Raw genomic sequence first — 16,292 nt, 5'->3', positions numbered from 1 at the left:
TGCTGCTGGCGGTGTTCGCGGTGACGCTGATCGCCGGTTACGACATCGCTTTGCCGCAACGCTGGCAGGACGGCGCATCGCGTGCATCGCAAGGGCGCTCCGGTGGCAAGTTCGCGGCGGTGGCGGCGATGGGCGCGCTGTCCGCGCTGGTCGTCGGCGCTTGCATGACCGCGCCGCTGTTCGCGATCCTGGCGTTTATCGCCCACACAGGCAACGCGGTGCTCGGCGGGATCGCGCTGTTCTCGATGGGCATCGGCCTGGGCGTTCCGTTGCTGATCATCGGCTTGGGCGCAGGTACCTTGCTGCCGCGTGCGGGTGTGTGGATGGACGGAGTAAAAGTCTTCTTCGGAGTGGTGCTACTCGCCGCTGCGCTGTGGATTGTCTGGCCAGTGTTGGGTGCGACCGCGCAAATGTTGTTGAGCGCGCTGTGGCTGCTGGTTGCCGCTGCCTCGTTGGGATTGTTCTCGCCGGCGGTTGGCGCCAGTTCGGTTTGGCGCAGGCTCGGCCGGGGCCTGGGCGTCGCGCTGACCGTCTGGGCCGTAGTGCTGCTAGTCGGTCTCGCGGCCGGATCATCGGATCCGATTAAGCCGCTCGCAATACTGGCTGCGCGCGGCGGACCAAGCGAAGTGGCCGGCGCCCCGTCAGGCGCAGCGAACGCCGCTACTGCGGCAGACAGTCTAACGTTTGCCCCGGTACGTTCGTCGACCCAGCTTGACCAGGCTGTAAAAGCCGCCGCCCAACCGGCGATGCTGGACTTCTATGCGGACTGGTGCGTGAGCTGCAAGGAAATGGAGAAATTCACCTTCAGCGACCCGCGCGTGCATGCCCGGCTGCAGCAACTCAATCTGCTGCGCGCGGACGTGACCGCCAACAACCCGGATGACCAGACATTGCTGAAGCGCTTCAAGCTGTTTGGGCCTCCGGGCATCATCTTCTTTGACCCAAGCGGAGCGGAGGTATTGCGCGTCGTCGGCTACGAGTCGGCTGACACGTTCCTGCACAGCCTCGACCGCTTGGCCACGCCGCCGCAATCGTAGTCGCCGAAGCCCGAAGCCCGCCTTCGCAAACGGCAAGCGGGACTTTTTCAGCCATTAAAAAAGCGGAGACCCTTTCCCGGCGTCTCCGCTTTCATCAAACGTCAAACTTCAAACCGCCTGAACGTCGTCTGCGTCGGACATCATCCACCGCGAGGCGCCCAACCTCGCGCAACAACCCGCATCACTTCTGCGCGTGCAAAATCCGCGCGGCATCCAGCGCGAAATACGTCAGCACGCCATCCGCACCGGCCCGCTTGAACGCCAGCAGCGATTCCATCATTGCCTTGTCGTGATCGAGCCAGCCGTTTTGCGCGGCCGCCTTGAGCATCGCGTATTCCCCGCTCACCTGATACACATAAGTCGGAAAGCGGAACTCGTCCTTCACGCGGCGGACGATATCGAGGTACGGCATACCGGGCTTCACCATCACCATGTCCGCGCCTTCTTCGATGTCCGCGCGCACTTCGCGCAGCGCTTCATCCGAATTCGACGGGTCCATCTGATAGGTCATCTTGTTGCTCTTGCCGAGGTTCGTCGCGGAACCGACGGCATCGCGGAACGGGCCGTAGAACGCCGACGCGAACTTGGCCGAGTAGGCCATGATCCGCGTATGGATGTGATCCTCGCTCTCCAGCATTTCGCGGATTGCGCCGATGCGCCCGTCCATCATGTCCGACGGCGCCACGATATCCACGCCCGCTTCCGCTTGTGCGCGGGCCTGCTCGACGAGGATCTCGACGGTCACGTCGTTGATCACATAGCCCGCTTCGTCGATCACGCCGTCCTGGCCGTGGCTCGTGTAGGGATCGAGCGCAACGTCGGTAAGAACGCCTAGTTCCGGGAAATGCTTTTTCAGTTCACGGACGGCACGCGGAATCAGCCCGGCAGCGTTGGTCGCCTCGCGGCCGTCCGGCGTCTTCAACGACGGCTCGATCGCCGGAAACAGCGATAGCACCGGCACGCCAAGCGCGACGCACTGTTCGGCGACGCCCATCAGCAGATCGACCGACACGCGTTCCACGCCCGGCATCGACGCCACGGCTTGGCGCACGTTGGTGCCTTCGACGATGAACACGGGGTAGATCAGGTCGTTGGTGGTGAGGATGTTTTCGCGCATGAGACGGCGCGAGAAGTCGTCACGGCGCATGCGGCGCGGACGGTGATGCGGATAGAAGCTCATATGAATGTCTTGGATTGCGTGGAGATGGCAAAGCAACAGCGCGTGCCCGAGCCTGCTGAAAACTCTTTTCGAGACAATGGTATATCATACCGATCGAGCAAGGCGCGATGCGCTGACCTCCCCGCTTCTCCTCCCTGAGCGGGTGCCTGTCGTTTTTCGATTAGGCTGTTTGGCCCGCCGTCAGTTGCGGCGGGTTTTTTTATGGGCGAACGAAAAAGGGCCCAGACCAGGCCTGTCCTTAGCCTGGCAGCGGCAGCTATTCAGAGGCGGCCACGTCTTCCGTGCTACCCGCATCCTCAGGGACGAGCCAGCTTTCAATCAGCTCATGAGCCTCGTCCAGACCGACCCGCTTGAGCGCCGAGAACAACTGGGCGGTCAATTCTCCCCGAAAGCCAGCGGCCGTATATTCGGCCAGCCCCTTGTGAGTGGCCCGTAGCGCGTTGATGCTCTCTTGCCGCGTCAATTTGTCGCACTTTGTCAGCAAGGTGTGGATCGGCTTACCGGTCGGCGCAAACCACTCGATCATCACCCGGTCCAGATCGGTCAACGGGCGGCGCGAATCCATCATCAGGATCATGCCGCGCAGTTGCGAGCGCTGCTGCAGATAGCTCGACAGCAACGCCTCCCAATGCGCCTTGGCGGCGCCAGGCACTTCCGCATAACCGTAGCCGGGCAAATCCACCAGGTGGGCCACCGGCTCCGCCGCAGGCCCTACCGAGAAGTAGTTGATATGCTGCGTACGGCCCGGGGTCTTACTGGCAAAAGCGAGACGTTTCTGGTTGCACAGCAGATTAATCGCCGTCGACTTCCCCGCATTCGAGCGTCCCGCAAATGCGATTTCGGGTTGCGGGGTGGCCGGCAGATCACGCAAGTGATTGACGGTCGTGAAGAAGCGGGACTGGTGGAGCAGGAAGGACATGGGGGAACCAGAATATGAGACGCCGGGGAACCCGGGGTGGGGACGGGTCAAGCCCGACTGGCGTCTAAGCGATTAGCGAGTTATTGTACAATATGATGGTTTACTGAATTTACTGAAGACCTGAGGAGGGGGCCAGCGCGCGTGCCTCTGCGGTAAATCGGTCGCCGTCGTTTTGCAGAACCTCTAATTCCCACAAGACGAAACAGGGTGTGCGAATGAATCGACTGTGCAAAGCACTGATAGTATTCCAAGTAGCGGCAGGTCTTTCAGGTTTAGCAGTTCAGGCGCGAGCAGCAGATCCGGCAAAACCGGACGTCAATCGGGGACAGGCAATTGCGACGCAGGTTTGTGCGTCGTGTCACGGCGCCGACGGTAATAGCACCGGCGGGGCTTATCCCAAGCTGGCCGGCCAGCACCCCGAATATCTCGTCAAGCAGTTGATGGATTTCAAAATCCAGCCCGGCGCCAAGCAGCCTGCGCGTAATAATGCGATTATGGCCGGCATGGCCGCAGCGCTGTCCAACCAGGATATGGTTAACGTCGCCGCGTATTTTGCGGCGCAGACGCCGAAGCCCGGTTACGCACACGACAAGAACACTGTCCCGCTAGGCGAGAAGATTTATCGCGCGGGCATCGTCGAACGCGCTGTTCCGGCGTGTGCAAGTTGCCACGGTCCTACAGGCCAGGGCATTCCGGTGCAGTATCCGCGTCTGTCGGGGCAGTGGGCGGAATATACGGTGACGCAGTTGAACGCGTTCACGCAGGGTCCGGGCGCGCGCAACAACAGCGACCCGATGCATACTATTGCCTCGCGGCTGTCGGATAGCGATATCAAGGCTGTGGCTGATTACATCGCGGGCTTGCATTAGGAAGTCCGCACGCAAGTGCAACCGGCCCAGCGAGGCCGGTGAAAAAACAAGAAAAGGGTGATGGCGTCGCTCGCTTCATGCGTCAGCGGCGGCCGTTCACCCTTTTTTGCTGTTCTGTCGGAGTGTGAATGAGCGTCACCACGTCGGGTATTGAAATAACGTCGGGCCATCGGCCCATGCGTCGCGTCATCGAGTTGATGAGTTCGATGCGATTCGCCATCGCGCTGCTGGTGGTTCTGGCGATCGCGAGCATCATCGGCACCGTCCTCACCCAGGACGACCCGTATCCCAACTACGTCAATCAGTTCGGCCCGTTCTGGGCGGATATCTTCCGCTCGCTGAGCCTGTACACCGTGTACAGCGCCTGGTGGTTCATGCTGATCCTCGGCTTTCTGATGGTTTCGGTTTCGCTTTGCGTGATCCGCAATGCGCCGAAGATGATCGCCGACATGAAGAGCTGGAAGGACAAGGTCCGCGAATCGAGCCTGCGCGCGTTTCACCACAAGGGCGAGTTCGCCGTCGAGGGCTCACGCGAACAGGCCACCGCCACGTTGGCGAAGCTGTCGGGCCGGCTTGGCTACAAGTTCGTGACGCGGGAATCGGATGGCGCGACGCTGATCGCCGCCAAGCGCGGCGCGCTCACCAAGCTCGGCTATATTTCGGCTCACATCGCGATCGTCGTCATTTGTCTGGGCGGCCTGCTCGACAGCAATCTGCCGATCAAGCTGCAGATGTGGATGTTCAACAAGACGCCCATCAGCAGCAACACGGTGATCAGCGACATTCCGCCCGAACACCGTCTGTCCCAGTCCAATCCGACGTTCCGCGGCTACGCGTGGGTACCGGAAGGCGAGCACGTCTCCACGGCGATCCTTAACCAGCCGAACGGGTCGTTGATCCAGGACTTGCCGTTTTCGATCCAGTTGAACAAGTTCATCGTCGATTACTACTCGACTGGCATGCCGAAGCTGTTCGCGAGCGATATCGTCGTGATCGATCATAAGACTGGTCAGAAAATTCCGGCACGCGTCGAAGTGAACAAGCCGTTCGAGTACGACGGCGTTTCGATCTACCAGTCGAGCTTCCAGGATGGCGGCTCGCAGATGCAGATGACCGCCTTCCCGATGTCGGGCACTAGCGCCAAAACGGCTCCGTTCGGCGGCACGATCGGCAATTCGGTGCCGTTGGGCAGCGCGGTGCCCGGGGCGGACGGCCAGACCATCGAATTCGCCGATTTCCGCGCCATCAACGTGGAAAACATCTCGAACGGCAGCGGTGCCAATGATGCGCGCGGCGTCGCGCATCAGACGCTGAAGGAAGCCTTCGACGAGCGACTCGGCTCGGGCGCCAAGACCTCGAAGCCGCTGGACCTGCATAACGTCGGCCCGTCGGTGCAGTACAAGGTGCGCGGCAAGGACGGACAGGCGCGCGAGTACAACAACTACATGCTGCCGGTCGATGTGGGCGGCGAGAAGATGTTTCTCGCCGGCATGCGCATCAATCCGGACGACCCGTTCCGCTATCTGCGCATTCCCGCGGACCAGGGCGGCACAGTCAATGAATGGATGAACCTGCGCGCCGCGCTCGAGAATCCGGCCACGCGTGCCGCCGCGGCGCACCGTTTCGCACTGCGCTCGGTGCCGGCATCGAACCCTGATCTGCAGCAACACCTTGAAGAAAGCGCGCTGCGCGTCCTGACCCTCTTTGCAGGCGGCGACAACAGTGTCGGCGTGATGCAGGGCGGACAGAACATTGGTGGCTTCCAGGCAATTGCCGCGTTTATCGACCATTCGGTGCCCAAAGGCGAGCAGGAAAAAGCGGCCTCGCTGCTGCTGCGCATGCTCGAAGGCTCGACCTGGGATGTATGGCAACTGGCCCGTGAACAGGCCGGCGAGCCCGCCGCAACGCCCTCGGCAGACACGAGCCTCTTTATCCAGAGCTCGATCAACGCGATATCTGACAGCTTTTTGTATGGATCGCCGGTCTATTTACATCTCGACTCGTTTAAGCAGGTGCAAGCTTCGGTATTTCAGTTGACGCGCGCGCCCGGCAAAAAAGTCGTGTATCTTGGCAGCCTGCTCCTCGTATTGGGCATCTTCTCGATGTTCTACGTCCGCGAACGGCGCCTGTGGTTCTGGATCAAAGATACCGCTCACGGTACGAACGTCGTGATGGCGATGTCGAGCGCGCGCAAGACGCTCGACTTCGACAAGGAGTTCGCCCAGACGCGCGACGCTGTCGGCGCTGTACTGGGTGCCCAACCCAGTGACGCTGCCGAGAATGGCGGCACCTCCGGCACATCGTCCGCAGGTTCACAAGATACGACCCGGTAAGATCATGGACTTGACTCAGGTTTCCTCATCTCCCTCGCGTGGTAACGCGTCGCCCAAGAACGCGGCAGCCAGTTCGGCGCAGCTTCCGGCGCTGCTCGACGAGCGCTCCTTCTTGAAGCGCCTTGGCGTTTTCGACTGGCTGTTTGCGGTGGCGATGGTCGCGGGTGCGGGTTTCGCGCTGTGGCGCTATCACCCGTTCATGAATTACTACGACAAGCTGATCCTGGTGTGCGCGGTGCCGGTGTTCGTAACGCTCGGCTGGCGCTGGAAGCCGGCGCGACTCTTGATCGCCGGTATCGCGGTGCTGTCGCTCTTCGCGATCCAGACCTACCAGGGCGATCTAACGCGTGCCGATAGCGCGTTCTTCCTCAAATATTTCCTGTCGAGCCAATCCGCGATTCTGTGGATGAGCGCGCTGTTTGTGCTGGCCACGCTGTTTTACTGGATCGGCCTGATTTCGCGTTCGCCCACGGGCGCTGCGATCGGTTCGAAGATGACGTGGGCCGCGGTGCTGATGGGCTTCGTCGGCCTGATGGTGCGCTGGTATGAGTCGTATCTGATCGGCTCGGACGTCGGGCACATCCCCATCTCGAACCTGTACGAAGTGTTCGTGCTGTTCAGCCTGATCACTGCGCTTTTCTACCTGTATTACGAGCAGCACTACAACACCCGCGCGCTCGGCGCGTTCGTGTTGCTGGTGATCAGCGCCGCGGTCGGCTTCCTGATGTGGTACTCGATTTCCCGCGATGCGCAGCAGATCCAGCCGCTCGTGCCGGCGCTGCAAAGCTGGTGGATGAAGATTCACGTGCCGGCGAACTTCATCGGTTATGGCAGCTTCGCGCTGTCAGCGATGGTCGGCGTTGCGTACCTGGTCAAGGAAAACGGCATGCTGGTGGACCGCCTGCCGCCGCTCGACGTGCTCGACGACCTGATGTACAAGTCGATCGCGGTCGGTTTTGCGTTCTTCACGATCGCCACGATCCTCGGTGCGCTTTGGGCCGCGCAGGCTTGGGGTGGCTACTGGAGCTGGGATCCGAAGGAAACCTGGGCGCTGATCGTCTGGCTGAACTACGCTGCGTGGCTGCACATGCGGCTCATGAAGGGCCTGCGCGGCGCGGTCGCGGCATGGTGGGCGCTTACGGGCCTGCTGGTCACGACGTTTGCGTTCCTCGGCGTCAACATGTTCCTGTCCGGGCTGCATAGCTACGGCAAGCTGTAAGATCTGCTGTTCCGGACCGACCAAGAACCGCCGTGTGCTTCGCACCGGCGGTTTTTTCTTTGTGCATGGAATTTTGGTGCATCCAGAGTGTTCGCCAGAACAGTACCTATGGATGAGTAGTCGGACCATCATCAACATAGCCCGCCGGGCCAGCAGGAGCAGCACCATGTGGATAAAGCGAAGCGACAGGATTGCACTGCAGGGCGACGATATTGCCCCGAGTGAAATCACGCCGAAGCGCGTGTACGAGCACCAGCGCGAGAACCGTCGACGCGTGTTGCGGGCGGCGGGCGCGGTGGCGATGGGCAGTTTGCTCGGCGTGAGCGGCGAGGCGCTCGCCGTGTACTCGTCGCCGGATGCGAAAGGACCGAAGCTGGCGGCGAAAACCAATCCGAAATTCGTCGCGGTGGATAAGGTTTCGCCTTACAAGGACATTACCACCTACAACAACTTCTACGAATTCGGAACCGACAAGAGCGACCCTGCGCAGAATGCCGGCACGTTGCGTCCGCATCCGTGGCGGGTGAGTGTCGAAGGCGAAGTGAAGAACGCCAAGGTGTTCGACATCGACGATCTCCTGAAGATGGCGCCGCTCGAGGAGCGGGTGTATCGGCATCGCTGCGTGGAAGGTTGGTCGATGGTGATGCCGTGGATTGGGTTTCCGCTTGCAGAACTCATCAAGCGGGCCCAGCCGAACGGCAATGCCAAATACGTGCAGTTCATTACGCTGGCTGACCCGTCGCAGATGCCCGGCCTGTCCACGCCGATTCTGGACTGGCCGTATTCGGAAGGCCTGCGGATGGACGAAGCGATGAACCCGTTGACCTTGCTGACGGTGGGCATATACGGCGAAGTGTTGCCCAATCAGAACGGTGCGCCGCTGCGGATCATCGTGCCGTGGAAATACGGCTTCAAGAGCGGCAAGTCGCTTGTGAAAATCCGCTTCGTCGACAAGCAGCCTGCCACCAGCTGGAATACCTACGCGCCGAACGAATACGGCTTTTACTCGAACGTGAATCCGAACGTCGACCATCCGCGCTGGAGCCAGGCGACCGAGCGGCGGATTGGAGAAGATGGTTTCTTCACACCGAAGAGAAAGACGCTGATGTTCAACGGCTACGGCGATCAGGTCGCGTCGCTGTATCAGGGCATGGACCTGAAGAAGAACTTCTAGGCGGGAATCGCGATGGCCTCTGAAACACCAACCGTGTCTGAACGTACCCCGCGGCGGCAGCCGCCCGCGGCGCAGCGTTCCGCCGCAGCGGGCGGCCGCTGGGTGGTGCCTGCGAAGATCGCCGTATTCGTGGCGGCATGGTATCCGCTCGCGCGCATCGTGTTCTTCGGCTTGACGGACCGGCTCGGCGCCAACCCGATCGAGTTCATCACCCGCTCAACCGGTCTGTGGACGCTGGTATTCCTGTGCATCACACTTGCTGTGACGCCGCTGCGCCGCCTGACCGGAGTAGGGGCATTGCTGCGTTTCCGGCGCATGCTGGGTCTGTACACGTTCTTCTACGCCACGCTGCATTTCACGACCTATGTCTGGTTCGACAAATGGTTCGACGTGGCGGCGATTCTGAAGGATATTGGCAAGCGGCCATTCATCATGGTCGGCTTCGCGGCGTTTCTGCTGCTTCTCGTGCTGGCCGTGACCTCGCCGCGAGCGATGGTGAGAAAGCTTGGCCGCCGCTGGCAGACGCTGCACCGCGCGATCTATGCGATCGGGGTACTTGCGATCCTGCATTTCTGGTGGATGAAATCCGGCAAGCACGATCTGCTGCTGCCGAAGATCTATGGCGCGGTTATGGTTGCGTTGCTGGGATGGCGGCTGCTTGCGTGGCTGCGCGCGCGTGGGGCGGTGTCAACTGGGAAGAGGTGACCGCGTTTCGCTGACGGCGCTTGTGGTCTCAGCCACCGTCCAATAAAAAGGCGATGCCGCAGTGGCATCGCCTTCTTGTTTTCAGCTTGTGAAGCGTCCGCTTCGCGTGTTCAATCCGGCAGGACGGTTTCGCCGGCAAACAGCTGCTTTACTTCTTCGCGCGCGCGGACCACATACGCTTTCTCACCGTCGACCATGACTTCGGCCGCCCGCGGACGCGTGTTGTAGTTCGAGCTCATCACGAAACCATACGCACCTGCCGAGCGCAAGGCGAGCAGATCGCCCGGCTCGATTGCGAGCAGGCGCTCGCGGCCCAACCAGTCGCCACTCTCGCAAACTGGGCCGACCACGTCGTACACATGCGCCGGAGTGTCGCGTTTCACCACCGGCTCAATACCGTGGTACGCCTCGTACATCGCCGGGCGCGCGAGATCGTTCATCGCCGCGTCGACGATGGCAAAGTTCTTTTCCGCGCCGGGCTTCAGAAACTCGACACGCGTGAGCAGCACACCGGCATTGCCCACCAACGAACGCCCCGGCTCGAAATACACTTCGCGATGCCCATGACCGCGCGCTTCGATGTGATCGAGTACCGTACGCACGAACTCGCCGATATCGGGCGGGGTTTCGTCGTCATAGGTGATACCGAGACCGCCCCCCACATCAATGTGACGGATCGACAAACCATCTGCTTCGATCTGTTTGACTAGCTCCAGCAGCTTGTCCACCGCGTCAAGATACGGCGCGATTTCGGTAATCTGCGAGCCGATATGGCAGTCGATCCCCACTACCTCGAGATGCGTCATCGCTGCTGCGGCGCGATAGGTGGCGCGCGCCTCGTCGAACGCCACGCCGAACTTGTTCGACTTCAGCCCGGTGGAAATATACGGATGCGTTTTTGCGTCGACGTCGGGATTCACGCGCAGCGAAACGGGCGCGGTCTTTCCCACTGAAGCGGCAACTGCATTGAGGCGGTCGAGCTCCGGAATCGACTCGACGTTGAAGCATTTGACGCCCGCCTCGAGCGCTTCGCGCATTTCGTCAGCACGCTTGCCGACGCCCGAAAACACCACGTTTTCCGCTTTGCCGCCGGCCGCAAGCACACGTGCGAGTTCGCCGCCCGAGACGATATCGAAGCTCGCGCCGAGTCTTGCAAACACGTTCAGCACAGCGAGATTGCTGTTTGCCTTGGCAGCGACGTGCACGGTGGCGCGGCGGCCAGCACATGCGCCGGCATAGGCCTGCCATGCATCGGTCAACGCCGCACGCGAATAGACGTACAGCGGTGTGCCGAACTGCTCGGCAAGGGAAACGGCGGACACGCCTTCGGTGTGCAATACGCCGTCTACATAGGCAAAAGCGGATCGAGTCATGCGAAAGTCTTATTGAACGGGGGTGCTATCGGAGGCCGGCAGTTGCGGTGCCGACGCGGCCGAATCGGGTACGGTGCGCAGTTCGGTTTCCGGCGACAGCGTCAACGGTGTGCCCGATGTGTCGGGTACGGTACCGGAGGCTGCCTGCGAATCGGGTTTCACTGCGTCAGTCGACGGCGCCTGGGTTTCGTCAGCGGGTTTGGCGGGTAGCGGCGGTACGGTCGGCATGTAGAGCGGCCCGCGCTGCCCGCAGCCGCCAAGAGCGCAACCTGCGACAATGACCAAAGCGGCTACAATCGCGCCGGGCGCCGTTGCGCCGGGCTGACCTAGGTCGGGCGCCGCAGCGCGTGGCTGCCTTACACCGGGCACCATTGAGCGCAACCGGGAAACGACTCGCATGACTGTCCCTGAAAAAATGATCGTTGGAGTTTAGCATGTCCGATAGCGAATACCTGACCCGTGCCGAGGCCGCGCTTGCAGCCATCGAACGCACACTCGACGATACCGAAGCCGATATCGAATTCGAGCGCAGCGGCAACGTTTTGACGCTCGAATTCGAGAATCGCACGAAGATCATCGTGAATCTGCAGCCGCCGATGCACGAAATCTGGATCGCCGCGAAGTCGGGCGGTTTTCATTTCCGTTACGCCGACGGCGCATGGCGCGACACCCGCAACGGCACTGAGTTTTTCGCCGCGCTGTCCGATTACGCGACCCAACAGGCCGGCGAGCCGGTCCGGTTCGAAGCGTAAGCGAGGTGCTTTGCAGGCGTCTTGCCTTACGCTTCGACGCCGCACTGAGCACTGAGCAGTAAGCGTACGCCGACGAACCCGACTGCAACTGCGGTTAGTGCCCGCGGAACAGGTTCATGATGTTCTGCTTTTCCTCATCACCGACCTGTTGCGGGGCCGCCGCCTCCGCCGCTGCCGCGCCGGACGCCGCATCGCTCGAGTTCGCGTCCAGATCGGCCTGACTCACCCCGACAGTCGCCACGAAACCATTGCCTGGCGTGAAGTTGTCGAAATACGGTTCGTCGCCTAGCGTGACGATGCCGCCAGGCATCGGCATCTTGTATTCCGGCACGCCCTTCAGTGCCTTGGCCATGTAGTCGATCCAGACCGGTAGCGCGAGGCCGCCGCCCGTTTCCTTGTCGCCGAGGCTGCGTGGATTGTCGTAGCCGATCCATGCGATGGCGGTAAGCGTGTGCTGATACCCGGCGAACCACGCATCGCGCGAGTCGTTGGTCGTCCCGGTTTTGCCACCGAGATCGGTGCGCTTGAGGACGTTGCTCTTCGCTCCGGTACCGCGTTGCGCGACGCTTTGCAGCAGGCTGTTCATCACATAAGCATTGCGCACGTCGATCGCGTGCGGCGCGCTCTGCCCCGCGACGAGCGGCTTGGCTTGCGCAACGCTCGCGCCACGCTGGTCGGTCACTTCCGCGATCAGATACGGGTTGATCCGATACCCACCATTGGCGAACACCGAAAACCCTCCGGCCATCTGCAGCGGTGTGACGAGCCCGGCACCGAGCGCCATCGGCAGATAGGCAGGATGACGGTCCGCATCGAAGCCGAAACGCGTAATGTACTGCTGCGCGTATTTAGGCCCGATCTGGTTGAGGATGCGGATCGACACGAGGTTCTTCGACTTCTGCAGCGCGGTGCGCATCGTCATTGGACCGTCGAAGCCGCCGCCGTAGTTCTTGGGCTCCCACGCCTGGCCGCCGGTTTCCGCGGCAGTGAAGAACAGCGGCGCATCGTTGATCACGGTGGCCGGCCCAAGACCTTTTTCAAGCGACGCCGAATAGATAAACGGCTTGAAACTCGAGCCCGGTTGCCGCCACGCCTGGGTGACGTGGTTGAACTTGTTCTTGTTGAAGTCGAAGCCGCCGACCAACGCGCGGATCGCACCATCCTGTGGCACCACCGACACGAAAGCCCCCTCCACCTGCGGCAACTGCGTGATCGACCAGCCACCGTCGTCTCCCTTGACGATCCGGATGATGGCGCCGGGACGGATACGCTGATTCGCCTGTGCGCGCGGCCCGAGTGCGAGCGACGCGAAGCGCAGGCCGTCGCCCTGCAGTGTCGCGACGTTGCCGTCGGCGAGCGTCGCCTCGACGTGCTTCGGACTTGCGGAGGTGACCACCGCCGCGACGAACTCGCCGTCGTCCAGATGTTCGAGCAGTGCGTCGTCGATGGCCTGTTGGCGCTCGTCCTCGTCAGCAGGCAGATCAATGAACGCTTCTGGACCGCGGTAGCCATGACGTCGTTCGTAGTCCATCAGACCTTTGCGCAACGCATGGTAAGCCACATCCTGGTCGGCGGAGTCGATCGTGGTCACGACATTCAACCCACGGGTGTAGGCCTCTTCGTGGTATTGGGCGTACATTATCTGACGCACCATCTCCGCCACATATTCTGCGTGCACGCTGAATTCCTTGACCGCGCTCTTGACGGCGAGCGGCTGTTTGCTCGCCTCGTCGTACTGCTGCTGCGTGATGTAGTGCAACTCCAGCATGCGCTGCAGGATGTACTCCTGACGAATCCTGGCACGCTTCGGATTGACGACCGGGTTATAGGCCGAAGGAGCCTTGGGCAGACCCGCGAGCATTGCTGATTCGGCGAGCGTGAGGTCTTTCATGTCCTTGCCGAAATACACCCGCGCTGCGCTGGCGAAGCCATACGCGTGCTGACCGAGATAGATCTGATTCATATACACCTCGAGAATCTGATCTTTCGTCAGCTTCGACTCGATCTTGTACGCGAGCAACATCTCGTAGATCTTGCGCGTGTAGGTCTTTTCGCTCGAGAGAAAGAAGTTGCGGGCGACCTGCATGGTGATCGTGCTGGCGCCCTGCGTAGCGTGGCCGTTGTTCAGCGCGACGAAGCCCGCCCGCGCAATACCCATCAGGTCCACGCCGCCGTGATCGTAGAAGCGTGCGTCTTCAATGGCGAGCACCGCCTTCTTGAGATTGTCGGGGACATCCTGAATGTGCACGATGTCGCGCCGCTCTTCACCGAATTCACCGATCAGTACATGGTCTGCCGTGTAGATGCGCAGCGGAACCTTCGGACGATAGTCAGTAAGCGCGTCGATCGAAGGCAGGTTCGGCGTGGCAACCACCAGCGCATAACCGGTCACGAGTCCGGCGCATGCGATGCCGGCGAATATCAGACCTACCAGCCCCAGGACGAGCTTCAGCCACAGCGGACGTTTGCGCTTCTGTCGAGCGGGTGGCGAGGGCGGCGGGGATGTAGGGGAAGACGATTGCATATGAATACCAAAAAACAGTCCCGCGATTATAGCCGCCTGGCTCGTTAGCTTTCGACATGCTTACATTGGACATGCCGCGCAGGTGATGACCTTACTGTAGACGCTTTGAGGTCGCCCAGGGAGCCGTGAGCTTCACGTTAGCCATTCGGCTGAATATCGCGCATCGCCACTGCTGCGCACAATTGCCTCCGGTACTCGCGCTCGAATGTTTCGACGCGTGTGCCACGTATTTGGCATGTGTCTTAAGGGAGGCGGGATGACATTTAAAAGTTCGTTGCAGTTGAAGGTGCGGCGTTTTGCTGCGGGGATTGACGTAAGTCCGCAGGCGGTGAGGTTGGTGGTGTTAAGCCAGCGTTTGCCCGTGGGCGGTCTGCTGCGCGTCGAATATCTCGCGGCCGTACCGCTTGCTGCCGGTGCGATGGCGGGTGTCGAGATCGTGGATCGGAGCGCTGTGACGCGTGCGTTGCGCGATGTGTTCGCGGAGCTGCCGCGTGCCTGTGCTTCGCGCGCGCTACGCTGTGCGATGGCGTTGCCGGCCTCGGCAACGCTGATGTCGAGTTTGCCGCTCGCGCGCTTGAGCGCTGCGGGCGACGTCGAGGCAGCAGACGGACCTTCGCTCGCGGCGCTGGAGTCAGCCGTGTGGAACGAAGCAGAGCGTATTGCGGGAATCGAGCGTCATGCGCTGGCGGTCGACTGGTTCATTGAACGCTCGCCGCGTGGCGCCGGTGCGGTAACGATCGCGACAGCCGCGCGCCAGCATCTGGAGGCACGCATCGAGTGTGCCGCAGCGGCGGGTGTCACGCTGACGGCGATCGACGGCGAACCGCACGCGGCTTTGCGCGCACTGGTGCACGCGGCCGCTATGGAGCTGGAGCAACAAGAACCTTATGCAGCGATCTGGATCGGTGCGGAGGGTGTGTACGGTTGGCGTATTGTCGACGACGCGGTTGTCGGTGAGATGCACTATCCCTCGCCTGAGCATTCCGATCTGGCCGATGCGTTGCGCGATCTTGCGGACGGCGTTGCCCTCGGCTACGCGTTCCTCGGGGGTGACGTGGAACTACTCGATGGAGTGGGTTTTTCCGAAGCAGACCTCGGCGATGTACTGGGCTGCACGATGGTGCCGTTCGAATGTATAGCGTTGGGCGACTGCGCGCGCCCGTTGTCCGCGAAGTTACTGCACGAGTCGAACTGCGCGGTGGCATTCGGCCTCGCATTGCGCGGAGTGATGGAATGATGTGGATGAACTCGCGCACAGGGCCAGCCGGACATCCGGTGTGGATAGGCGGCTTCAATCTGCTGCCTTACCGGCAACGCAACGCGCGCTGCGCGCGGCGACGCTGTCTGCTCGAATGGTTGGGCGCGGCGCTCGTCGGCTGCGCGGCCGTGCTGGTGGCGGGCGGCTGGCAGACGTTCGAACGCGCGCGGCTGGATGCGCAACGTGCAGCCATCGAGAGCGAGTTGGTCGGCCTTGCCATGCCGCTTGCGGAGCACGCACGGCTCCAGCGCGACGCCGATGAGCGGAGCAAGCGGGCCGCGCGTGCGATCGCGCTATCCGAGCCATTAGTACGTCTACTTGATCTGCTCGATACGTTGAGCCATGTGTCCGCGGATGACGTCGTCCTGCAGCAGCTTCGACAACGTATGCACGAGACGGAATTGCTTGCGATATCGAAGGACCCTTTGGCGTCCACGGTCTGGCTTGAAGAATTGAGCAGCGTGCGCGGCGTGAAGAGTTCCGAGGTCGCCGACCTGCATCCTTTGCCTCGTACTGGACGCGATGCGGCAGCAGGCAGCGGTGGCGCGGTCGAGTTTGCCGCGCGATTGCGTTGGGATGAGCCCGTTAAAAACGCGGGGCATCCAGCAGCGCCCGCGAACGGAGGATCACACGAGGCCGATCAGAAGCGAGGTGTGCGATGAGTACGTTGTTTGCAGATCGTACCGGCGTTTTGAATCAGACTACGCAAGCCTCGAACTGGATGACTCAGATCCGTTTGCCGCTTGAAGCGTGGAGCGCGCGTCGACGCCATGTGGCGGGGGCTCTTATCGCGGCAACGGTGTTTGGTGCCGGCGCGAATGCCTGGATCACGGCCGATCTGGTTGGTGTTCAGGCAAGCCGTACGACCCTGTCCGAAGCGCAACAGCGCGTCGCCCAGGCAAAACGGTCCGTTGCCCAGTTGCCCGAACAACACCGAAGCGCTGCGCTT

Annotated in this window: 14 protein-coding genes and 1 pseudogene; 10 read left to right on the top strand and 5 right to left on the bottom strand. The window is 61.5% G+C overall.

Going from position 1 to position 16,292, the window contains the following annotated elements; translation table 11 throughout:
• A partial coding sequence (locus tag M0954_RS09695; protein WP_297352864.1) for a thioredoxin fold domain-containing protein occupies positions 1–1,037 on the top strand: 1,037 nt, incomplete at its 5' end.
• 181 nt (positions 1,038–1,218) lie between these two features.
• Here M0954_RS09695 and hemB read toward each other — a convergent pair.
• The gene (gene hemB / locus M0954_RS09690) at positions 1,219–2,217 is read right to left on the bottom strand and encodes a porphobilinogen synthase (RefSeq protein WP_122152744.1); all 999 of its coding nucleotides are present in this window, start codon (positions 2,215–2,217) and stop codon (positions 1,219–1,221) included.
• A 256-nt stretch (positions 2,218–2,473) separates the two neighbouring features.
• Positions 2,474–3,136: a ribosome biogenesis GTP-binding protein YihA/YsxC gene (gene yihA / locus M0954_RS09685; protein ID WP_123384975.1), complete on the bottom strand. Its 663-nt coding sequence runs from the start codon at positions 3,134–3,136 to the stop codon at positions 2,474–2,476.
• A gap of 215 nt (positions 3,137–3,351) precedes the next feature.
• Between yihA and M0954_RS09680 the strand changes: the two genes are divergently transcribed.
• The 5 genes from M0954_RS09680 (at position 3,352) to msrQ (ending at position 9,436) form a co-directional block, all read left to right on the top strand.
• The gene (locus tag M0954_RS09680) at positions 3,352–4,005 is read left to right on the top strand and encodes a c-type cytochrome (RefSeq protein ID WP_297352862.1); all 654 of its coding nucleotides are present in this window, start codon (positions 3,352–3,354) and stop codon (positions 4,003–4,005) included.
• 128 nt (positions 4,006–4,133) lie between these two features.
• On the top strand, positions 4,134–6,338 hold the full coding sequence (locus M0954_RS09675; protein ID WP_123384973.1) for a cytochrome c biogenesis protein ResB: 2,205 nt from the start codon (positions 4,134–4,136) through the stop codon (positions 6,336–6,338).
• Between the two features lie 4 nt (positions 6,339–6,342).
• Positions 6,343–7,557 (top strand): c-type cytochrome biogenesis protein CcsB, encoded by a 1,215-nt coding sequence (ccsB, locus tag M0954_RS09670; protein WP_297352860.1) that lies wholly within the window; start codon positions 6,343–6,345, stop codon positions 7,555–7,557.
• A gap of 166 nt (positions 7,558–7,723) precedes the next feature.
• Positions 7,724–8,731, top strand: a complete 1,008-nt coding sequence (gene msrP, locus M0954_RS09665) for a protein-methionine-sulfoxide reductase catalytic subunit MsrP (protein WP_297352858.1) — start codon at positions 7,724–7,726, stop codon at positions 8,729–8,731.
• Between the two features lie 12 nt (positions 8,732–8,743).
• Positions 8,744–9,436: a protein-methionine-sulfoxide reductase heme-binding subunit MsrQ gene (msrQ, locus tag M0954_RS09660; protein WP_123384970.1), complete on the top strand. Its 693-nt coding sequence runs from the start codon at positions 8,744–8,746 to the stop codon at positions 9,434–9,436.
• 110 nt (positions 9,437–9,546) lie between these two features.
• On the opposite strand, the gene lysA is transcribed toward msrQ, so the two are convergent.
• A complete protein-coding gene (gene lysA / locus M0954_RS09655; protein WP_122152737.1) occupies positions 9,547–10,809 on the bottom strand; it encodes a diaminopimelate decarboxylase in 1,263 nt (420 codons plus the stop codon).
• Between the two features lie 9 nt (positions 10,810–10,818).
• The gene (locus M0954_RS09650) at positions 10,819–11,208 is read right to left on the bottom strand and encodes a lipoprotein (protein WP_123384968.1); all 390 of its coding nucleotides are present in this window, start codon (positions 11,206–11,208) and stop codon (positions 10,819–10,821) included.
• A 35-nt stretch (positions 11,209–11,243) separates the two neighbouring features.
• Between M0954_RS09650 and cyaY the strand changes: the two genes are divergently transcribed.
• Positions 11,244–11,561, top strand: coding sequence for an iron donor protein CyaY (gene cyaY / locus M0954_RS09645; protein WP_122152735.1), 318 nt, complete (start codon positions 11,244–11,246; stop codon positions 11,559–11,561).
• A 94-nt stretch (positions 11,562–11,655) separates the two neighbouring features.
• Here cyaY and M0954_RS09640 read toward each other — a convergent pair whose 3' ends face one another.
• Entirely contained in the window at positions 11,656–14,085 is a 2,430-nt protein-coding gene (locus tag M0954_RS09640; protein ID WP_297352857.1) for a penicillin-binding protein 1A, read from the bottom strand.
• Between the two features lie 256 nt (positions 14,086–14,341).
• Here M0954_RS09640 and pilM point away from each other — a divergent pair, with 256 nt between their 5' ends.
• From pilM to M0954_RS09625, 3 genes and pseudogenes are all read left to right on the top strand, one after another.
• A complete protein-coding gene (gene pilM, locus M0954_RS09635) occupies positions 14,342–15,322 on the top strand; it encodes a pilus assembly protein PilM (RefSeq protein WP_133892497.1) in 981 nt (326 codons plus the stop codon).
• A gap of 5 nt (positions 15,323–15,327) precedes the next feature.
• Positions 15,328–16,005 carry a fimbrial assembly protein gene (locus tag M0954_RS09630; protein WP_208297143.1) on the top strand — a complete coding sequence of 226 codons (678 nt, stop codon included), beginning with the start codon at positions 15,328–15,330 and terminating at the stop codon, positions 16,003–16,005.
• Positions 16,002–16,292 (top strand): annotated as a pseudogene (locus M0954_RS09625) (hypothetical protein); the annotation flags it as partial. The gene M0954_RS09630 and the pseudogene M0954_RS09625, both read left to right, overlap by 4 nt.

Source organism: Paraburkholderia sp., assembly GCF_026225065.1.
Classification (GTDB): domain Bacteria; phylum Pseudomonadota; class Gammaproteobacteria; order Burkholderiales; family Burkholderiaceae; genus Paraburkholderia.
This window is presented reverse-complemented; position numbering and strand designations above follow the sequence as displayed.